Below are 19187 nucleotides of genomic sequence, written 5' to 3' on the forward strand. Positions count from 1 at the left end.
CATGTAAGAATAAGTAAAAACCGAGTAAAGCTTCCGCGTCCTGCTCACGCCCCTTACCTACATCCATGTAGGCAACAAAGAGTTTATCGACCCTAGGCAGAACCCGAAGGGCAGCGCATGTTTGGCATTTATGCTGCGTTATCGCCTATTTATGGGGAGTAACCACACTTCATAGGCTCTGGCTTGCCTAAAAACCAAACAACTGCTGAAAATTCAACCACCAAAGTTCAACACGCCCTAATTAAATATGTTACTCCAATCTTGTTTGATCAGTGCGGGAACAGCTTCTTTTGGTACTGGCTTACTAAATAAATAGCCCTGAAAATGCCTACAGCCTAACTGATTTAAAAACTGTAGTTGTTGTGTGTTTTCAATGCCTTCAGCCACACACTCTTTACCTAGGCTATGCGCTAAGGTGAGCGTTGATTGAATAATCGCTTCATCATCAGAGTCCACACCAATATCTTGCACAAAGCTTCTATCTATTTTCAATACATCAATAGGAAAACGTTTTAAATACGTGAGTGAGGCATAGCCTGTACCAAAGTCATCCATGTAGAGTTTACAGCCAAGTTTTTTCAGCATTTCCATACTATGTAGTGCTCGTTTTGAGTCGCGCATTAAAATAGACTCAGTGATTTCAAACACTATCGCGTCTGAAGGTACATCAGCCTTTGTAAGTGCCTTATGGATTTCAGTTACCAGCTCTTCGTATTCAAAATCAAGCGCAGAGAGGTTAATCGACAAGTACAATTGTGGCGATATTTCTCGCCATTGTTTAAGCGCTTGTAACGCACGGGTAAAGGTCTGCAGCATTATTTTTGTTATTAAGCCAATGCTCTCAGCCGCTAAAGAAAATTCTTGCGTTGGCACTAGCGTGTTTTCAGGCCAGCGCAATAACACTTCAAAGCCTTCGGTTTGCTGAGTGCGCGCATTCACTATGGGCTGATAATAATTACAAAACTGTTCTTCTTGGTATGCTTTAGTGAGCAACGACTCTAAATGCAGTGCTTTTTGTACATGTTGGTTCATCTCCTGCTTGTAAAACTTATAACTACTTTCGAGGGACTCTTTTGCATGATACAGCGCGATACTCGCAGCTTTTAAAAGCGCTGCGTGATCGAGAGCGTCATCAGGTGCTATTGCAACACCTATGCTTAAATTAACGTTTACCACCTGGCCATTAAATTCCATATTTTGGCTGACAGAGTCTATCAATTTAGAGCAAATAAGTAGCACTTCTTCAATTTGTTGCACATCTTCCACCAGCACAACAAATTCATCGCCGCCAAAGCGGGCCACACTGGCTGATGGGCGTAATGCGCGTTTAATGCGCTTAGCCACTTGCTTTATTAGCTCATCCGCCGCTTCACGTCCAAATGAATCATTAAAGTATTTAAACCGCTTAATATTTACATGCAGCATAGCGACTTTGCATTGATGATTTTGTGCTTGCTCAATAGCATGCTCAACCCTGTCGTTAAACAGCATGCGATTAGGTAAACCGGTTAAGGAATCGTAATTAGCTAAAATATGTAGCTCATTTTCGGCCAATTTTTGTGCATGAATATCGGTTAAAATAATAACGTAACTGCTTAAGCGATGTTCTGTGTCGGCCACTGCACTGATTTTTACTAATACATGGCGCTGCTCGCCACTGGCGAGGGTAACTAAGTCTTCACACGAAAAGTGCTCACCTACATTAAGTTTTTGCATTATCCGCAGGTAGTCAAAGCGGTTGCTTCGCGATATACCTAAATTAAGGGCACGGCTAGAGCGTGGCTCACTCGGAAAGTTAAAGGCCGTTTGCAATGATTTGTTTGAGGCGCGAACCGTAAAGTTTTTATCAAGAATAAACACCCAATCACGTGTTTGCTCAAATGCTGCGGTAAACAAACGCGCATGCTCTTCAAACACCATCTCGCGGGTCATATTGGTGTAAGTACCCGCTACTTTTTTAGGAGCCTGACCGCTCCACTCCACCACTTTGCCAAAATCTTTATACCAACGCCAATAGCCTTTAGCGTGGCGTAAGCGATAGGTGCAATTAAAGTAGCCTTTGTCGGTTGATAGAAACTCTAACCATTCTAATCTAAAAAGCGCTTTATCTTGCGGGTGAATTTTAGCGAGGTAATCATCTAGGCTTACACTTTCTTGATCATACCCAAGTTCATTACATAAGCGAGGTTGGTAAATACTACTGGATGTTGACTGCCAATCCCACATACCTGATTCACTTCCCTCTAAGGCTAATTTTAAGCGCGCTTCACTTTCTTTACTTTCTTTATTTGCCGCTAATAAGATGCGCTGAACTTTGTTGCGGCGCATTACCCAAAAAGCAATAAATGCTATAAACAAAATAGCATAAAGCACTATAAAATACGGTGCTCGCCACAGTGGATACTTAACACGAATTTTTAATACTGCAGGCGGAGTATACTCGCCTGTAAGCGGGTCTTTAGCCCATACCTTTAATTGGTAATTACCTGGGTTTAATTTTGGAAATAACACCCGATTATTATTACGCGTGTACGTTTTTTGCCCATCATCAAGCTGATACTCATAAATTATGCGCTCTTGATAGCTAAACGCCATTGCTGAAAACGCCACTTCTAAACCGATATCATCATGATTGAGTACTATTTCATTGAGTGGCTGTTTTAAATCGATAGATAAATCACGCGACATTAAATCAACCCGAGTGATATTTACGTGGTCAATTAATGAATGGTAATTTTGATTTTCCATTGGATGAAAATACGTAATGCCCTTTAAGCTACCATAGGCAATTCGGCCATCTTTTAGGTGCGCCATAGCACTGCTGTTAAACTCAGCTGAAAGCAGTCCTTCTGATGTAGAAAACTGCTGAAAATGAAGTGTTTCTGGGTTTAGTCGCCATATACCTTTATGACTACTCATCCAAATCATACCATCATCATCCAGTACCATGTCGTAAAGTAAGGTACCTAGCTTGTTTTTTTCTAAATCAACGGTGTGCACTAACTCATAGCTTTTAGCATCAAGTCCTATCAAGCCAAAGTTAGAAAGCGAAATCCATAAAATACCATTGTTATCTACCACGTAAGAAAGCACATTAATAGCCACATTGTCGTGTTGTTTTGGCACTTTATAAATGGTGTTTAACGTTAATGTGGTTGGATTTACTTGGTACAAAATACCCGCATTAAAAAACAGTGGCATATCGGGCTTGGTTGCCAGCGCTGGCGAAAAACCGTGCGCCAAAAACGGTTCTATTTTGCTAAAAGCCCCTTCTAATCGGGTGACTTTCTGGGTGTCGATATTGTATCTAAACATGCCATGATCCGAGTGCACATAGTATAAATCACCGTTTGGCATTAAAGTGACACCATGCACCCAACCCTGTATTAAGTCTCTATTGCTAGGATTACTTAAGGTTGGCTCGTTAATTTGATGGGTTACAGGGTCAAATTCAAATAACCCTCTGTTTGTATGTAACCATAACTTATCTTTGTAGGGAATAGCTTCATAAATGCTAAATTCAGTAGTCAATAAGTCGACTTTATAGTCTTTTAAGTAAACCTTGCTGGTGTGAGTACTCAAGTCAATTTCAGTTAAGCCATTGTGTGTTGCAAGCCACAGACTGTTATCGTACTCCGTAATGCCCCAAACCGAAGGATGAGAAAGGCCATCCCCCCCCAGTTGGCTACCATCTATATTGCTAAAGTGGTAGGTATTATTAGACAGATAAAATGCACCATCGGTTTTTGTAGCTAGCCAATAGCCACCCGATTTATCTTTAACCATGTCTATCATACTGGTATCAGATAGGCTGTATTTACTTTGCGTTATACGGGTGTTTTTTACTAACTCTTTCGTATTTAAATTAAATCTAAAAAGCCCTTTATTGGTCGCTAGATCTAGCTCTTCGCCTTCGTTAATAATGCGCCATACATTTAAATCGGCAATAATGGCTTTGTTTTTAAATGCTAAGTCGGGACGTTCAAACATGCCCGGCAAATCGCTAATATCAACTTGATATAACCCCTTGACGGTACCAACTAGCAACTGGTTGTTTTCTATTACAGAAAACGACTTTACGTTGTTTTGGTAAATATGTTCAGCTTTGCTTTTTAAATGCTGCAACGCTCTAATTTGCTCAGAAGCAATATCAAATACAAACGCGCCATGGCTAGTACCTATAAAAATATACCCATTATGATGAAAAAGCTCTCTTACTAAGGTGTTTTCGTATTCTTTAGGCAACTCAAATAAGCTCGTTATTTTACCTGTTTCGATATCTAATTTAGCAAAATCGCGTCCACGCCCAATCCACAAAGTCTTGTCATCAACAGCGACCATACTAAATACCGATTGGCTTAAAATTTGTTTTTCGCTGGTAGGCTGGGAAATAAACTGCTGGTAGGTATCAGTAGTGGGGTCATATTTGAATAAACCAGCGAGTAAAGAAGCTATCCAAATATTGCCCGCGGGGTCTTGATAAACACAATCAATAATAGCTTCTTCAAGCTCGCCATTAGGGCCGTTAATTGAAACAACTTGGTAGCCATCGTAACGATTTAACCCCCCTTCCGTAGAGAGCCATAAATAACCGTTATTATCAAGCAGCATAGTATTCACATAGCTTTGCGAAAGGCCCTCGCTGGGAGATAAACGCTTTACTTGTGCGCCCACTTGGCAACTAAATATAGCAATTAAAGCTATAAAGCAACTAATGATCCCGTTAACGCCTTTACTCATGGCTTGGTCCGTTGTTTTTGTTATAGGTATTCGAGAGCAACTATATTTCGATGAGCATAAATATCAAAAAGTGCTTTTAAACCAGGAGTATATGTTAATACCTGGTTAAAACCAAGGCCCATATATAAAGCTGTAATACTTTTATAAGCAAAGGTGTAAAGTGGTAGGGGCTGGTGTTTTACTGCAGCACTTACAAGTTGTGTTGCCAGCCCTTTACTACGATGCTGAGGGGCAACAAATACGGTCGATAAAAATAAGAAGTCGTGTTTATTTTGAATCCGACACGCCGCAACTATGTGCATTCCTTTGTAAACAACCCAAACCTGATCTTGCTTATTGGCACGCCCTCTTACGCTATACTGTGCATAAAACTTATTAACTAATGGAGTTTTAAGTGCGTCTAATATTTGTACTGTGTACATACTAGCTTAGCATTAACGCCAAATACTGCTCAAACTGTTGCTTTAAAAATGCTTGCTCAGCCACCGGGCGGCTATGAATGGTGTTGTAAACTTGTTCACGTGTTTTTTTATTACGTTTAATTTGATAAGCCCAAAATGATGCCTCGTAATCTAATTGAATCTGGTATTTTTGCTCTCGAGGTAAAGCACATAAGTTAAAACTCACAACCACTCCTAAGTACGGTTAATTATCCGCATTTATTATACGTATATTTGATACTATTTACTGTTTAAAAAGCAACAAACATGGGCAAAAAGCAGACTATTTTGTTATTATTTGCGACGATCATTTGTCCCTATCCCCATTTTAAACGGAAGTAATCTTGCAGATACAACCCAATGCTTTGTTTTTATTAGTCGTTTTATTTTTTAGTAAAATCACACTCGCCAATCACAATAGCGTTATATTTAACCGCCCCGCCGACTCAGCTCAAGCAAGCTATGCGCTCGCTTTACTCACATTAGCCTATAAAGAACTTAACTACGAAGTACACATAATTGATTTTAATCGCCAAAATGCATTATTAGCAGCCAATAATGGGGTGTTAGACGGCCAACTTGGGCGTGACATAAGCATAGAAGCAGATAATCAAAACCTAATTAGAATTAACTATCCGCTGTTTGACTATAAGCTTTTGCTATTTAAAAACTGCCAACCCAATACTCTCGATAAGCTCGATAGTATTGCGGTTTTGTCGGGTTATCCGGTTCAAAACCATTATTTGAAAGAGCAAAAATTTAACGGCAATATTATTGAAGTAAAAAATATTACAACCCAACTTAACCTACTAGCCCAACATAAAGTTGAGGGGGTAATTATGCTCGATTTTGTACTTAAAGCCGATAACTTTGCCCTGCCTGAGACGTGCATGCAAACCCAGCTGCTAAGTACGTTTTCGCTCTATCATTATGTACATAAAAAGCACGCGGCTTTGGTAAGTAAATTATTGAATGCTTTAAATAAATTGCACAATAACGGTACTACTCGCGCGTTGCGTGCAAAGTATAATTTAAAATATTAATAAGTCACACTAGGTTTAAAATTCAAAGCCTTGTTGTTTGTCCAAAGTAGTTTGAGATTGGGCTGCTTGGCGCTTTTGCAAATACCGTTTGTAGCGCTGCTGGCATAAGCTAAGTACTTTCTTTTTTTGCGCGTTGGTTAATGTGTTCCAATTAAAGCGCTCATCCCGGCTTCGGTAGCAACCTTTACAATAGCCTCGGTTATTTACTTGGCAAATACTTTTACAGGGGCTTGGAATATCAAATATTTCAATTTGTTGCATTGTGCCCCCTAAGTAGATTAATTACTTTGTACGAGTATAGCGTTATTTATGTACAAAAAAAAAGCAGCGTTTACGCTGCTTTTTTTACGCCAACGAAGCTGCCTAATGGCTTTCCTTACATGCTTTGTTTGTGATTTCAGCTTTACGTTGAAATGGCTTTGCATACATGGCTAAAACAAGTGGCTTTAGCTCTTCAGGCACCAAGGCTAAACGCTGCTCAAAGGTGGCGGTATCCGGCTCATTAATTACTGCTTGCTTGCAACCACCGGCAATGTAATTACCTGGGTGTAAGTAAAAAGACTCAACAATGTGCTTATCAATTGTTTGCGCTAGCTCATCGGCATCATCGCAGCCGCTTTGCACTGGCTCTCCAAAAGCTAAGTGTACATGCCCTTTGGCAGAGCTAAACCCTTCAACAATACTTGCAATGTCTTCGCCAGCTGATTTTACGTATTCACCATGTTGCTGTTTATGGTAAAGCTCTTTTGCTTTAGAAATTGCACAAGGCTCATACTGGTAAGAAATAGACACCGGAACAATTTTTAACTCTTTAATGTACTCACCAAACTCTTTCTTTTGTTTACGGCCATTCAGTTGCAGCATTTTTAGAAGCGCAGGATCTGTTTGATCAAATCCATCTTTTGCACGGCCTTCTTTTTGGGCAATCCAAATAGAGTTTCCTGCCGCTAACGAGTCATAAATATATGATGATAACTGCGTAAGCGCCTTAAGCATCTCTTTAGGTGCTTTGGCTGAGCGCTTAACGATAAAGCTTTTATTTAAACGCATCAGCTCGGTGATATAGGGTATTTGCAATAAATTATCGCCAATTGCTATGCGCACCGTCTTCATATTGTGCTGATACAACCCCCAGTTCACTAGTGCAGGATCCAGCACTATGTCGCGATGGTTTGATATAAATAAATACGCCTGCTGTGGGTCTAATTTATCTAAACCCGAAAAGGTGACTTTTGAGGTAGTGCGTTTTATAAGTTTATCTAAATACTCTGCAACTTCGTTTTGCACATCTTCAACGCTCGTAAATTTACCCCATTTTTTTCGTAACTGGCTTCTCACCAGTGCGCGAGCAATAAAAGGTATAGCCGATATAAAGCGCGGCAAGTTGTACTTTGCTATTACATCAATAAACGCATTATCGTTAATTAAACGCGCTAGCGAGGCCGCAACTTCGTCGTCGTTGTAAGGTCTTATGTCTGCGTACTTATCTTCTAATTCACTCATTACTGCATCTACAATGTTAAAAAACGGCACGCAAAACGTACCGTTTATATATAATTTTGATTATAACTCAGCCACTCTTAAATAAGAAATAGCCAATTGGTTATGCTTATTTGCGAGCCATTTCAGTTTATGACCACGCAAAAAGAAGTTGGTGCATTGTTTTTTAGTCTTATCAACTTTAATAAGGCTTGCTGACCTTTCATGGGTAAGTAAGTTCAACCTCAAAATAAAAACAGGCCCCAGCGATATAGCCCGCTAAAATATCATGTTATTTATATTTGAGTGGGCAGACCAGCCAATTTAGACTTTTATCAATAGCCTGACTTTTTGTACTAAGCATTTGGTAGTAATAGCATTAACATAAGTGTGTATTCGTAGTACCTTAAACACTCTTGTCATTTTACGGTACGCATTTAGATAGGACACACAATGAAAATCACCATTCTCGATAACGCTACTTTAGCTAAAACCTCGTTAACTTGCATTGAAGAACTAGGTGAGCTAACGACTTACGAACTTACCTCACCTGAGCAAGTTGTTGCTCACAGCCAAGGCGCGGACGTCCTTATTACCAACAAGGTTGTGCTAAATCGCGATACGATAAGCCAACTTAAAACACTTAAGCTTATATGCGTAAGTGCAACAGGCACTAATAATGTTGATTTAAACGCCGCTGAAGAATTTGGTATTGCCGTTACCAACGTAGCAGGCTACTCAACCCCTTCGGTTGTACAGCACACGTTTTCGTTGGTAACTAATTTATTAGGTAATACGCATCGCTATCAACGCGATTGTCAGCAAGGTGCATGGCAAAAAAGCGAAATGTTTTGCAGATTAGACTACAGCTTTAATGATTTACAAGGTAAAACATTTGCCATTATAGGTGGCGGCACGCTGGGTAAAGGTGTAGCCACAGTAGCACAAGCATTTGGCGCAAATGTAGTGGTGGCAGAGCGTAAAGGTGCGCCTTGTAGGAAAGACCGCACACCTTTCGAAGAAGTATTAAAAACCGCTGATATAATTAGCGTGCACTGCCCGCTAACTGATGAGACACGCGATTTAATTTCGTTAGATGAGCTAAAAATGATGAAACCCAGCAGTATTATTATTAATACCGCCCGCGGTGGCATTATAAACGAAGCCGACCTAGTAACAGCGCTTGAGCAAAATTTAATTGCTGGAGCAGGCGTTGATGTACTAACAAAAGAGCCAGCAGAGCTCACCAACCCACTAGCAAATTACACCGGCGAAAACTTGCTGCTTACCCCTCACATAGCCTGGGCAAGCACAGAGTCAATCGTACGCTTAATTAATGAGGTGAGCTTAAACATAGCAGCCTTTACTAACGGTGAATCTCGTAATCGTTTAGTGTAACGTATTTTGGCTATACTATATTTAATTGACCTAAATTAGCCTAATCGTTAAAAAAACTAAAAAGTGGCTGTTTTTACTAATGATTTTTATAATTCATCATTTAAAAATAGTCACAAAATCATAAGCTATTGAATTTTAAATCTTTGTTATATTGGCCTACTACTTGCCTTGAATGAGTAAATAATTAAATTAAAACTCATCAAGGACTATAACAATGAAAAAATCACTTTTAGCTGCAGCACTTATTGCCCCGTTTCTAACCGGTTGTGTTATTGCCGTATCAGATGGCGAAGCAGAAACGCACTGGGCAGGGAATGACTCATCAAGTTGGCAACAGCATCATAAAAAAAACCGCGAAGCAATTGCCGATCTAAAAATGGATAGCAGCTACCAATCTGTTTTAGCACAATTAAAAACGCCAAGCTTTACCGAACTGTTAAAAAAAGACGGTGATGTGTATCAGGTACTTTATTACATGACGCATAGTATTCACTCTGATGGAAAAACAACAAAAGATGAGTGCACACCGTTGGTGTTTAAAAATGATAAACTGGTGGGTATTGGTGAAAGCGCGCTGGGTATGATCACCAAATAACAACGTGCTAGTAAAATATAGTTGCCCCGCTCGGTAATAACATAATGTGTGGGGCCGATTTAAACAAGGCTTTGTGAAAACACAGCCATATTACAAGTTAAGCGCAACCACCTGATCACGACCTGCATCTTTTGCGGCATATAGCCCTAGGTCAGCTTGTTCAAGTAAAGCCTGCTCGGCACTGGCGTTGCCGTTTTCCATACTCGCAATACCAATACTAATTGTAATATGATCTGCATTTAAAGATGCTTTGTGCTCTATATTTAAATTGTTTACCGCTTTTCTTAGCTTTTGTGCAAAGGCTAATGCCTGTTGTTTATTAACATCGGGTAAGACCGCTGCAAACTCTTCCCCCCCGTAACGCGCTATAAAGTCAGTACTACGCTCACATTGCGCTGCTAAGGCTTGCGCAACCTGCTTTAAACACTCATCACCAGCACGATGTCCATAGCAGTCGTTATAGCGTTTAAAGTGATCGATATCCATTAATAAAACAGATAAGCATGAGCCATTACGTTTGCTTCTGCGCCATTCGCGAGAGAGGTTTTCGTCTAAATAACGCCTGTTGGGTATTTCTGTTAAGCCATCAATGGAGGCAAGCATCTCAAGCAAATCATTTTTTTGCTTAATAAGTAATTGATTACGAACTCTCACTTTTACTATAGATGCATTAAAGGGCTTAGTGATGTAATCCATTGCACCTAACTCAAGGCCTTTGGCTTCATCGGTGTGGCTATTATTAGCCGATATAAACACGATAGGGATAGATTGCGTAATAGGGTTTTCTTTAAGCTGCACAAGCACTTCGTAACCATCAATGCCTGGCATTACCACATCTAAAATAATTAAATCGACCTGATTTAATTTAATAAAGGTGAGCGCTTTTTCGCCGCTTTCGACTAAAAATACGTCATGCTCCGTGCCCAGTGTTTTTTCAAGCACAAGCCGATTAAGAGGATCATCATCCACAATCAGTATTTTAGCTTTTTTCGGCATCCCGTCCCCCTAAGGTTTCAATAAATATAATCACTTGTTTTAGCTGTGTGATCAGCTCTTTTAAACTTTGCTGAACAGGCTCGTTAGTTGTTTTAAGATGCGCTTCACATTGTTTTGCACACAGTGAAAGCCTAATAAACCCTAAGTTACCCGCAACCCCTTTTATGCTATGCACTAAGCGTACCACTTCATCCCGCTGGGTATTTTCCTCAATTTGCTGTAATTGGGTGTCACATAACTTTGCAAACTTCCCGACCATAGTTGCCAGTAAAGTTTCATCAAAATTAAACTGGGTAAGCGCAAAGTTTTGGTCGTAAAACTTAGGTTTTGTAAAGTCTACGTCCCTAATTGCATCTATCAAAACCTTAGCTACCACAGGTTTTGTTAAATGCTTATTCATACCACTATTAAGAGAGCGCTCAACATCTGCAGGCTCACAATGTGCTGTTAAAGCAAAAATAGGCAGTTGGCGTGCGTCAAACTGTTGGCGAATTAATTGTGTTGCTTGGCAACCGTCAATATGCGGCATTTGCACATCCATCAAAATTAAATCCGGCTTTAATATTTGTAGCAGCTCTATTGCCTCGGGGGCATTGGTGACTGTAACTACATTAACTTGGGCTTGCTTTAATACACTGCTAATAATGTCTAAGTTAAGTGGGTTATCATCAACCGCCATGATAAGTAAACCCGATATATCTTTTTTTAGCGCTTCATGATTGCTGGCTGATGCAACGTGTTCATCCCCCGCATTCGCGTTTAAGCTCATTAATCGTTGTGCTAACGCTGAGGCTTTAACATGCTGTGCGTTGATTTGGGTAGTACAAGGCAATGCTAATGTGTGCTCATGATTAACGACAACCACAGGGTATGCGTTGGCGCTGAGCGTTTCGTTTATAGATTCAACATTTAATAAATCGTTCAACGTACTTTCATCAATAATCAGTTGCTGGGCGTCAGCAAGCTTTATTGGGTAGCGTATTGCCTCTTCTAAGTGAATAGCAGCCACTTGCGAATAAGCATTAACAACCTCGTTTAGTTGTGCTGTCTCATCGCTCACAACAGCTAATGTATCAGGCATAAATACACTATTTTTAGCCGTATCTACTGCAAGCGATAAAGTAAAGTAAAACTCACAGCCATGGCCTTTATCACTATTAATAGCAATTTCGCCGCCCATCAATGCAACGCCATGCTTTACTATGGCCAAACCAAGCCCTACTCCTTGGTGGATACGTGTAGATGATTCATCCCCTTGAGTAAACGCATCAAACAGTCGCAGTTGGTCTGCTTTGGCAATCCCCACCCCACTGTCTATGACATGAAAAGATATACGCTGCCTATCTAAAGCATCATCTTCTTCAAGTACCAATTTTAAGGTAATACTGCCTTTATTAGTAAACTTAACGGCATTAGTGAGTAAGTTACCTAATATTTGCTGTAAACGGATCGAGTCACCAACGAGCGCGGGAGTTATGAGTGGGTCTACTTCAATATTAAAGCTTAACCCTTTATTTTCACACAGTGGCGCTGTTAAGCTCTCACAAATATCAATCAGTTCAACTAAACAAAAAGGCACCGGTTTAATTTGTGCTTGCGAACTCTCAACACGGGCAAAATCAAGCATCCGGTTTAGCATTAACAATAAGCTTTGCGCCGCGTTTTTAGCTTGCTTAGTTTGTTGCAATTGCTTATTTGTTAATCCCTGTTCCACTATCATATCTAATAGCCCTAACACAGCGTTTAGAGGCGTGCGTATCTCATGGCTTAAGTTAGCGATAAAGCGGCTTTTGGCTATTGTTGCACGCTCTGCATCATGCTTTGCTTTAGTCAGCGCACTGACATCTTGAATATGAATAACGTAATAAGAAGGGTCCCGATTTTCATCCCACACCAACGACACACTTAGCTGCAGCCAATTTGTTAGTTTTCCTTGCGAGAGCGTTAAATGGTAGACCCGCTTTTTATCATCTAATAAATGGCAAAGCGCATTTTTTATTTCTTGCCACTGCGCTTCATCAAATAACATTTTTAGTGGCTCACCAGTTAAAATATCTTGCTGTGAAAACAACTTACGAGCCGCTTTATTAACCTGCAATATGGTGTGTTCAAGCGAGAGCAGCACCACGCTGTTTGCTGCAAATTCTATCGCGCTTCTAAACTTAGATTCTGAGGCTTTTAAAGCCGATAAAGTTTGTTGCTGTTCAGTAATGTCTCGCCCAATCCCCATAGTGCCCAATAAATGTTGGTGCTCATTATAAAATGGCGCAATCGTTAATTGATAAGATTTGTCGGTGCTATCTATGCGTTGTTCAATGCTACTTTTTGTTTGCAAAACTTGCTTTTCAAGTAGGCTTAACTGTAAATCGTCGCTGTCTAAATCTTCAATACGTTTACCGACTAAAATTGCTTGCTCTTTTCCTACATAAGCTTCAAAAGCTTTATTACAGCCTAAAAAAGAACCATCAATATTTTTAAAGTAAATAAGATCAGGCACACTATTTAGCATGGTATTTAATAATGCCAAATGCCGCTCTTTTGCTTCATAACTGCGTTTTAGCTTTTGTGATTGCAGCTGTAATTGCTCATCGAGCTCTTTATTAGCCTCTTGTAACGACTCGACTAACTGTGCATTTTTATCAAATACATATTTAACCCGAGAAAACCAAGGCTGCCAATTTAAAGGAATGGGATAATTAGAAAGGGCGGCTTTAGGGGCATCATTTTGCTCAAAATATTGCATTAAATGCGTCATTGGCCTTACAAAAATACGCTGGCTTAGCCAAAAAAACACAGCAAACATTAAGCTTAAAAATAACGTTAAAAATACAAACTCCAAAAGTACCTCATACTTAATTGGCGTGATGACGTTTATTTGCGGCTCATAAAAGGCGGCATGAATGGGCAAATTCCCCATTGCTTGCATAAAAAACTGTGCGTGTGTGTTATTGGCTAGGTTTATTTTGTCATTATCATGAGCAAGCTCAGGCCAATAGTCTTTTAATGCTGTGGCTTCGTTTAATTGTTTTACTGAGCTGGCTATAACTTGATGCGACTGGTTCATAAATACATATTCGCCTTCGCTTGGTGCTACTTTTTTAAGCCAGTCAGACATAGCTTCTAAATCATAAATTAAAATGATGTAGCTGGACGAGTTAGGCTGCTTTTTACGGCCAATAGCAAAGTAGGCGCTATCGCGTATTTTTACTATGGGGCTGGAGGTAAGCTGATCAGGTGAAAATGCGGGCTTAAAACTACCATTTAAAATTTTATTGAGCATGGTGCTTTGGCTTTTGTTACGCCTCACAACATACGCAAACCCCGCTTCATCGACATAGGCAACGGCTGATAAGGATTGCATAAGCGATAAGGCAGTATTAAAAGTCGGACTAAGGGTTGTAGCTTGCTGCCACTGAATCAACGCACGGTTAGAAAAAGCAAACTGCCCTTTACCCACTATTTCACCTCGGCGTTCGCTAAAATGGCGGTAGTAGTAATTGTCGTATTGATTTATACCTTCAAGTAAGTTTCGATTAAATTGCTCAACACCCAGTTGTTGATACGATATAAAGGCATTGTCGAAAAAGTCATTTACCGAGCTCATGATATGACTAACTTGAGCTGACACTTGCTCAAAATCGGCTTGACGTTTTTCTATGGCGCGATCAACTTTTATATTATACAAATGCAAGCACAATAAAAATGCCACAAATAAGGGAACAAACAACGCTACAGATAAAGAGCGGTAATAGTCTTTTAGAGGTAAAAATTTCAACGTTTTGCCTAAGTTTTGGCCCGATAGTCAGCCACTAGACTATCGGGCCAAATTGTTCTGCGCAAGTTATAAATTTTCTTCTGCAAAGGAGGCCAAACGGCTGCGCACTACGCCATTTAAATTCACCGTCGCACTGCCTTCAAAGTCTTTAAAGCGTTCCACAATATAAGTAAGACCGGAGGTCACAGGGGTTAAATAATTGCTGTCTATTTGTGCTAAATTACCGCTACAGATTAGTTTTGTTCCTTCACCACAACGGGTAATAATGGTTTTAAGCTGAGATGCAGTTAAATTTTGGCTTTCATCCAAAATTACCACCGCGTTTTGAATACTACGGCCACGCATAAAGTTAACCGACTTAAACTGCACATTAGCTTTTTCCATTATGTAGTTACGGCTAGAAATTGGGTTTTCATCGCCTTTGTGTAACACCTCAAGCGTATCGGTAATTGCCGCTAACCATGGCGCCATTTTCTCTTCTTCGGTTCCTGGTAAAAAACCGATAGACTCCGCTATTTCTGGGGTATTTCGCGTAACGATAACCTTGTCATAAATCCCACGTTCAATCACCATTTCAAGCGCACTGGCCAGTGCCAGTAATGTTTTACCGCACCCTGCTGGGCCGGTTAAAATAACCAGCTCAATGCTGGGGTCTAATAAGGCGTCGAGTGCCATACCTTGGTAAATATTTTTAGGTTTAACTCCCCACGCTTGCTGGTGCATTAAACGCTCAACACTAATATCTTTTAATTTAATACGTTCGTTATCGTACGATTTGACCCGCGCAGCAAAGTGCTCACTGCCATCAAGTATATACTCATTGCAAAACACATCTGGGATTAAGTTTTTAGCCACATAATGAAAAGTATCACGGCCATGCTGCAGAGTTTCGCATTGCCCTACATGCTGCCAAAAGTCTCCTTCTATTTTTTTATAGCCACTGGTTAATAAAGCAATATCATCAATGAGCTGGTCGGTACGGTAATCTTCAACATATTTAAGGCCTGCCCCCTTGGCTTTAAGGCGCATATTTATATCTTTTGTCACCAATACAATTTTTGAATCGCTGTGCTGCTTTTGTAAATACACGGCACAGTTAATAATGCGGTGGTCGTTTTCATCCCCCGGTAAACCAGAAATAGAATCTGCAAAAAGGTGGTCATTTACAATAATGAGCGTGCCGGTTGAATCAGCCTTTGCCTTTTTATTACTAGGCAACGCAACACCCTGCAACATTTGCTCTGGTGTGGCATTTTTTAATACCTCATCTAAACCACGAATAGCCACTCGTGCATCGCGGCTTACGTCGTGTTTTCTGTCTTTAATGTGATCAAGCTCTTCTAAGACAGTCATGGGAATAACAACGTTATGTTCTTGGAAAGACAAATAAGCGAGGGGTTCGTGGAGTAATACATTGGTGTCTAGCACATACATTTTACTTTCAAGGTTCGAAGCTTTTTCCATAGCACTTTCCTTACGTTTTATGATTTTTATGCTATACCAAAATAACTAAGTAAAACGGGCCTTAATTCAAACCTGCAATACTTAATTGCTAAGGCATAATCTAAGTTTAGTCTATTTGTCATAAAAGTCCGTTTTATTACAAACACAATATAGTTTTTATTTACCTAAAAAAGAGCCATTTGTTAGCACTGTTAATGGGATTAATTCGCACTTATAAAATTAATTAAAAGTGAGCCAAATAGCGCCTTGCAGTGGTGTTATGTAACAGGTAACATAGCCGCCTTTTTCTTCATAGACGAGACATACATGAATTTTTCCTTAGGTCAGCGTTGGATCAGTGATACAGAGTCAGATTTAGGATTAGGCACCGTAGTTGCCATTGAAGGCCGCCAGGTCAGCATTTTATTTCCTGCCAGTGGTGAAAACCGTGTTTATTCTACAGCAGAAGCACCGGTTACCCGTGTGGCATTTAATCCAGGTGATGTGATCAAAAGCGTTGAAGAATGGGAATTAGAAGTAGAGTCTATTGAAGTGCAAGGTGAACTGCTTTGCTACGTGGGTACGCGCGTTGATACCGGCGAAGAAGCAAAGCTAAAAGAGACCTTTTTAGATCATTTTATTAAGTTTAATAAGCCACAAGATCGTTTATTCGCAGGCCAAGTAGATCGTTTTGATCGCTACACCTTACGTTACCAAACTTGGCAACACCAATTTGAACGCCAGCAATCGCCTATAAAGGGCTTAATTGGCCAGCGTGCTAACCTTATTCCGCATCAGCTTTATATTGCACAAGAAGTAGGTAAACGTTTTGCCCCACGTGTACTTCTCTCAGATGAAGTAGGTCTTGGTAAAACCATTGAAGCAGGCATGATACTACACCAACAAATCATTAGCGGCAGAGCAAGCCGTGTACTTATTGTGGTGCCAGAAAACCTGCAACACCAATGGTTAGTAGAAATGCTACGCCGCTTTAATTTACGTTTTTCTATTTTTGATGAAGAGCGTTGCGATGAAGCCTTTGCCGACTCACCAAACGTATTTGATACCGAGCAGTTAGTACTTACCAGCCTTGAGTTTTTAACCAAGAAAAAACGCTGGTTTGAACAAGCCACATTGGCTGATTGGGATTTACTCGTTGTTGATGAAGCGCACCACTTAAGCATTAATAACGGAAAACCAAGCACCGAATATCAACGCATGGCTGAACTTAGCCAAGATATTCCGGGGCTTATTTTATTAACAGCAACGCCTGACCAACTTGGCCACCGTAGCCACTTTGCCCGCTTACAATTGCTCGACCCAGATAGATTTTACGACTACGACGTATTCAAAGAAGAAGAAGCAAACTATAAAGACGTTGCCGAAGCGGCTAATCAGCTACTGCAAGCGCAGGCCCTTGATGATGCAGCCAAAGCCACACTCATTGAGCTATTAAAAGAAACCGATATTACCGATGTGCTTGAAAAAGCGCAGCAAGGTGATTTACCGGCGCGTAAAGAAATACTTAACATGCTGCTTGACCGTCACGGCACAGGTCGTATTTTATTTAGAAACAGCCGCAGCGGAATTGATGGCTACCCTAGCCGTAAATTACATGCTTATCCAATGGCACTGCCAAAGCAATATAAAACAGCCATGTCGGTACTTGGCAGCATGAGCGGTATACAAAGTGCAGAGCTAAGCGCACAACGCGCGCTATTCCCTGAAAAAATATTTCAAGAGTTTGAAGGTGAAAGTGCTAGCTGGGGTGCATTTGATCCACGTGTAGATTGGTTAATCGACACACTTAAGACCCTAAAGCACGAAAAAGTACTGCTTATTTGTGCCAAAGCCGAAACCGCTATCAGCCTTGAGCAAATTTTGCGTGAGCGTGAAGCAATAAAAGCCTCTGTGTTCCATGAGGGCATGTCGATTATAGAGCGCGACCGCGCGGCAGCCTTTTTTGCTGATGAATACGACAACGCACAAATACTGCTTTGTTCAGAGATTGGCTCAGAAGGACGTAACTTCCAGTTTTCACATCACTTAGTGTTATTTGATTTACCACTAAACCCTGACTTACTTGAACAACGTATCGGTCGATTAGACCGTATTGGGCAAACAAAAGATGTTAATATTCATGTGCCGTATTTTGAAAATACAGCGCAAGAAGTATTACTGCGTTGGTACAACGAAGGCCTTGATGCATTTGAAAGCACATCAACCACTGGCCAGTTATTGTATAAAGAATTTAGTGAAGACCTACTTGACTACATTGCTGCTCATAATTGTGATGAAGAAGAGCTCGACCCCCTACTTGAGCAAGTAGCCAAACAAAATGCCGTGCTACGCAAGCAAATGGAAAGTGGCCGTGACCGCCTATTAGAGCTACATTCATCTGGCCAAGGTGCTGCTGATTCATTGGTAGAAGAAATTGAAGCACTTGATAACCAATTTGAGTTACCAAGTTACATGATCAACGTATTCGACACATTTGGCGTAAGCCAAGAAGACAAAGGCGAAAACACCATTATTTTAAAGCCAACAGAGCATATGCTAAGTGCATCGTTCCCAAGCTTAAAAGATGATGGCATGACGGTGACATTTGACCGCGACACCGCCCTTTCGCAAGAAGATGTCCACTTTATTAGCTGGGATCACCCTATGGTGCAGGGCACCATGGATATGATTTGTGATGATGACTTTGGTAGCGCATCGGTTGCTTTGCTTAAAAACAAAAAATTGCCGCCAGGCACCTTTTTTGTTGAGCTGATTTTTGTAGCCGAAGCAATGGCACCAAAAGCCCTGCAAGTAGGACGCTTTTTACCACCAACGCCTATTCGCATATTGCTTGATAAAGCCAGTAATAACCTAGGTGAAAATGTAGCGTTTGATAGCTTTAACCAGCAGCTTTCAGCCGTTGGTCGCCAAACAGCAAGTAAATTAGCAGGTGCTTTACAAGGTGCGGTTCATCCAATGATCAACACCGCAAAAGACATGGCGCAGCAGCAGCTTGAGGTTATACGCAGTGAGTCACTTGAAAAAATGCAAAGCACCCTAGGCGAAGAACAAGCCCGCCTTGAAGCGCTTAAGCAAATTAACCCTAATATTCGCCAAGAAGAAATTACCTTCTTCGATAAGCAGCGCAGCGAGCTGACAACGCATATTCAAAAAGCCCAGTTAAAGCTTGATGCAATACGTTTAATTGTGGTTTCGCACTAAGGTTTTTTTGAGCTTTCAGTTTATAGCTGTCAGTCGTTAGATCAGGTGTAGCTAAA

The 19187-nt window shown here is 40.6% G+C and carries 12 protein-coding genes; 4 read left to right on the forward strand and 8 right to left on the reverse strand.

Features of this window, described 5'->3' with window-relative positions; translation table 11 throughout:
• Nucleotides 1-237: 237 nt before the first annotated feature.
• Genes AN389_RS13035 through AN389_RS13045 form a run of 3 tightly spaced genes read right to left on the reverse strand, consistent with a single transcriptional unit; the run spans nucleotide 238 to nucleotide 5367 of the window.
• On the reverse strand, nucleotides 238-4740 hold the full coding sequence (locus AN389_RS13035) for an EAL domain-containing protein (protein WP_055016424.1): 4503 nt from the start codon (nucleotides 4738-4740) through the stop codon (nucleotides 238-240).
• Between the two features lie 20 nt (nucleotides 4741-4760).
• The gene (locus AN389_RS13040; RefSeq protein WP_055016423.1) at nucleotides 4761-5162 is read right to left on the reverse strand and encodes a GNAT family N-acetyltransferase; all 402 of its coding nucleotides are present in this window, start codon (nucleotides 5160-5162) and stop codon (nucleotides 4761-4763) included.
• Nucleotide 5163: 1 nt separating this feature from the next.
• Entirely contained in the window at nucleotides 5164-5367 is a 204-nt protein-coding gene (locus AN389_RS13045; RefSeq protein WP_055016422.1) for a DUF3283 family protein, read from the reverse strand.
• Nucleotides 5368-5524: 157 nt separating this feature from the next.
• On the opposite strand from AN389_RS13045, the gene AN389_RS13050 reads away from it, so the two are divergent.
• Entirely contained in the window at nucleotides 5525-6223 is a 699-nt protein-coding gene (locus tag AN389_RS13050) for an ABC transporter substrate-binding protein (protein ID WP_055019981.1), read from the forward strand.
• A 15-nt stretch (nucleotides 6224-6238) separates the two neighbouring features.
• Here the strand turns inward: AN389_RS13050 and AN389_RS13055 are convergent, their stop codons facing one another.
• Nucleotides 6239-6484 (reverse strand): DUF1289 domain-containing protein, encoded by a 246-nt coding sequence (locus tag AN389_RS13055; RefSeq protein ID WP_055016420.1) that lies wholly within the window; start codon nucleotides 6482-6484, stop codon nucleotides 6239-6241.
• Nucleotides 6485-6586: 102 nt separating this feature from the next.
• Nucleotides 6587-7726: a 1-acyl-sn-glycerol-3-phosphate acyltransferase gene (locus AN389_RS13060; protein WP_055016430.1), complete on the reverse strand. Its 1140-nt coding sequence runs from the start codon at nucleotides 7724-7726 to the stop codon at nucleotides 6587-6589.
• 429 nt (nucleotides 7727-8155) lie between these two features.
• On the opposite strand from AN389_RS13060, the gene AN389_RS13065 reads away from it, so the two are divergent.
• Both AN389_RS13065 and AN389_RS13070 read left to right on the forward strand, forming a co-directional pair.
• Nucleotides 8156-9100, forward strand: a complete 945-nt coding sequence (locus AN389_RS13065) for a D-2-hydroxyacid dehydrogenase (RefSeq protein ID WP_055016419.1) — start codon at nucleotides 8156-8158, stop codon at nucleotides 9098-9100.
• A gap of 214 nt (nucleotides 9101-9314) precedes the next feature.
• A complete protein-coding gene (locus AN389_RS13070) occupies nucleotides 9315-9695 on the forward strand; it encodes a DUF3192 domain-containing protein (protein ID WP_055016418.1) in 381 nt (126 codons plus the stop codon).
• A gap of 90 nt (nucleotides 9696-9785) precedes the next feature.
• Here the strand turns inward: AN389_RS13070 and AN389_RS13075 are convergent, their stop codons facing one another.
• The 3 genes from AN389_RS13075 to AN389_RS13085 all read right to left on the reverse strand — a co-directional run bounded on the left by AN389_RS13075 (nucleotide 9786) and on the right by AN389_RS13085 (nucleotide 15930).
• Entirely contained in the window at nucleotides 9786-10691 is a 906-nt protein-coding gene (locus AN389_RS13075; RefSeq protein WP_055016417.1) for a diguanylate cyclase, read from the reverse strand.
• Nucleotides 10675-14466 (reverse strand): PAS domain-containing hybrid sensor histidine kinase/response regulator, encoded by a 3792-nt coding sequence (locus AN389_RS13080; RefSeq protein ID WP_055019982.1) that lies wholly within the window; start codon nucleotides 14464-14466, stop codon nucleotides 10675-10677. Before AN389_RS13080 ends, AN389_RS13075 begins: the two co-directional genes overlap by 17 nt.
• Nucleotides 14467-14532: 66 nt before the next feature.
• Nucleotides 14533-15930 (reverse strand): PhoH family protein, encoded by a 1398-nt coding sequence (locus AN389_RS13085; RefSeq protein WP_055016415.1) that lies wholly within the window; start codon nucleotides 15928-15930, stop codon nucleotides 14533-14535.
• Between the two features lie 306 nt (nucleotides 15931-16236).
• On the opposite strand from AN389_RS13085, the gene rapA reads away from it, so the two are divergent.
• Nucleotides 16237-19131: an RNA polymerase-associated protein RapA gene (gene rapA, locus AN389_RS13090; protein WP_055019983.1), complete on the forward strand. Its 2895-nt coding sequence runs from the start codon at nucleotides 16237-16239 to the stop codon at nucleotides 19129-19131.
• The last annotated feature ends 56 nt before the right edge of the window (nucleotides 19132-19187 follow it).

It is taken from the genome of Pseudoalteromonas sp. P1-7a, from assembly GCF_001401855.1.
In the GTDB taxonomy this organism is placed as follows: Bacteria; Pseudomonadota; Gammaproteobacteria; order Enterobacterales; family Alteromonadaceae; genus Pseudoalteromonas.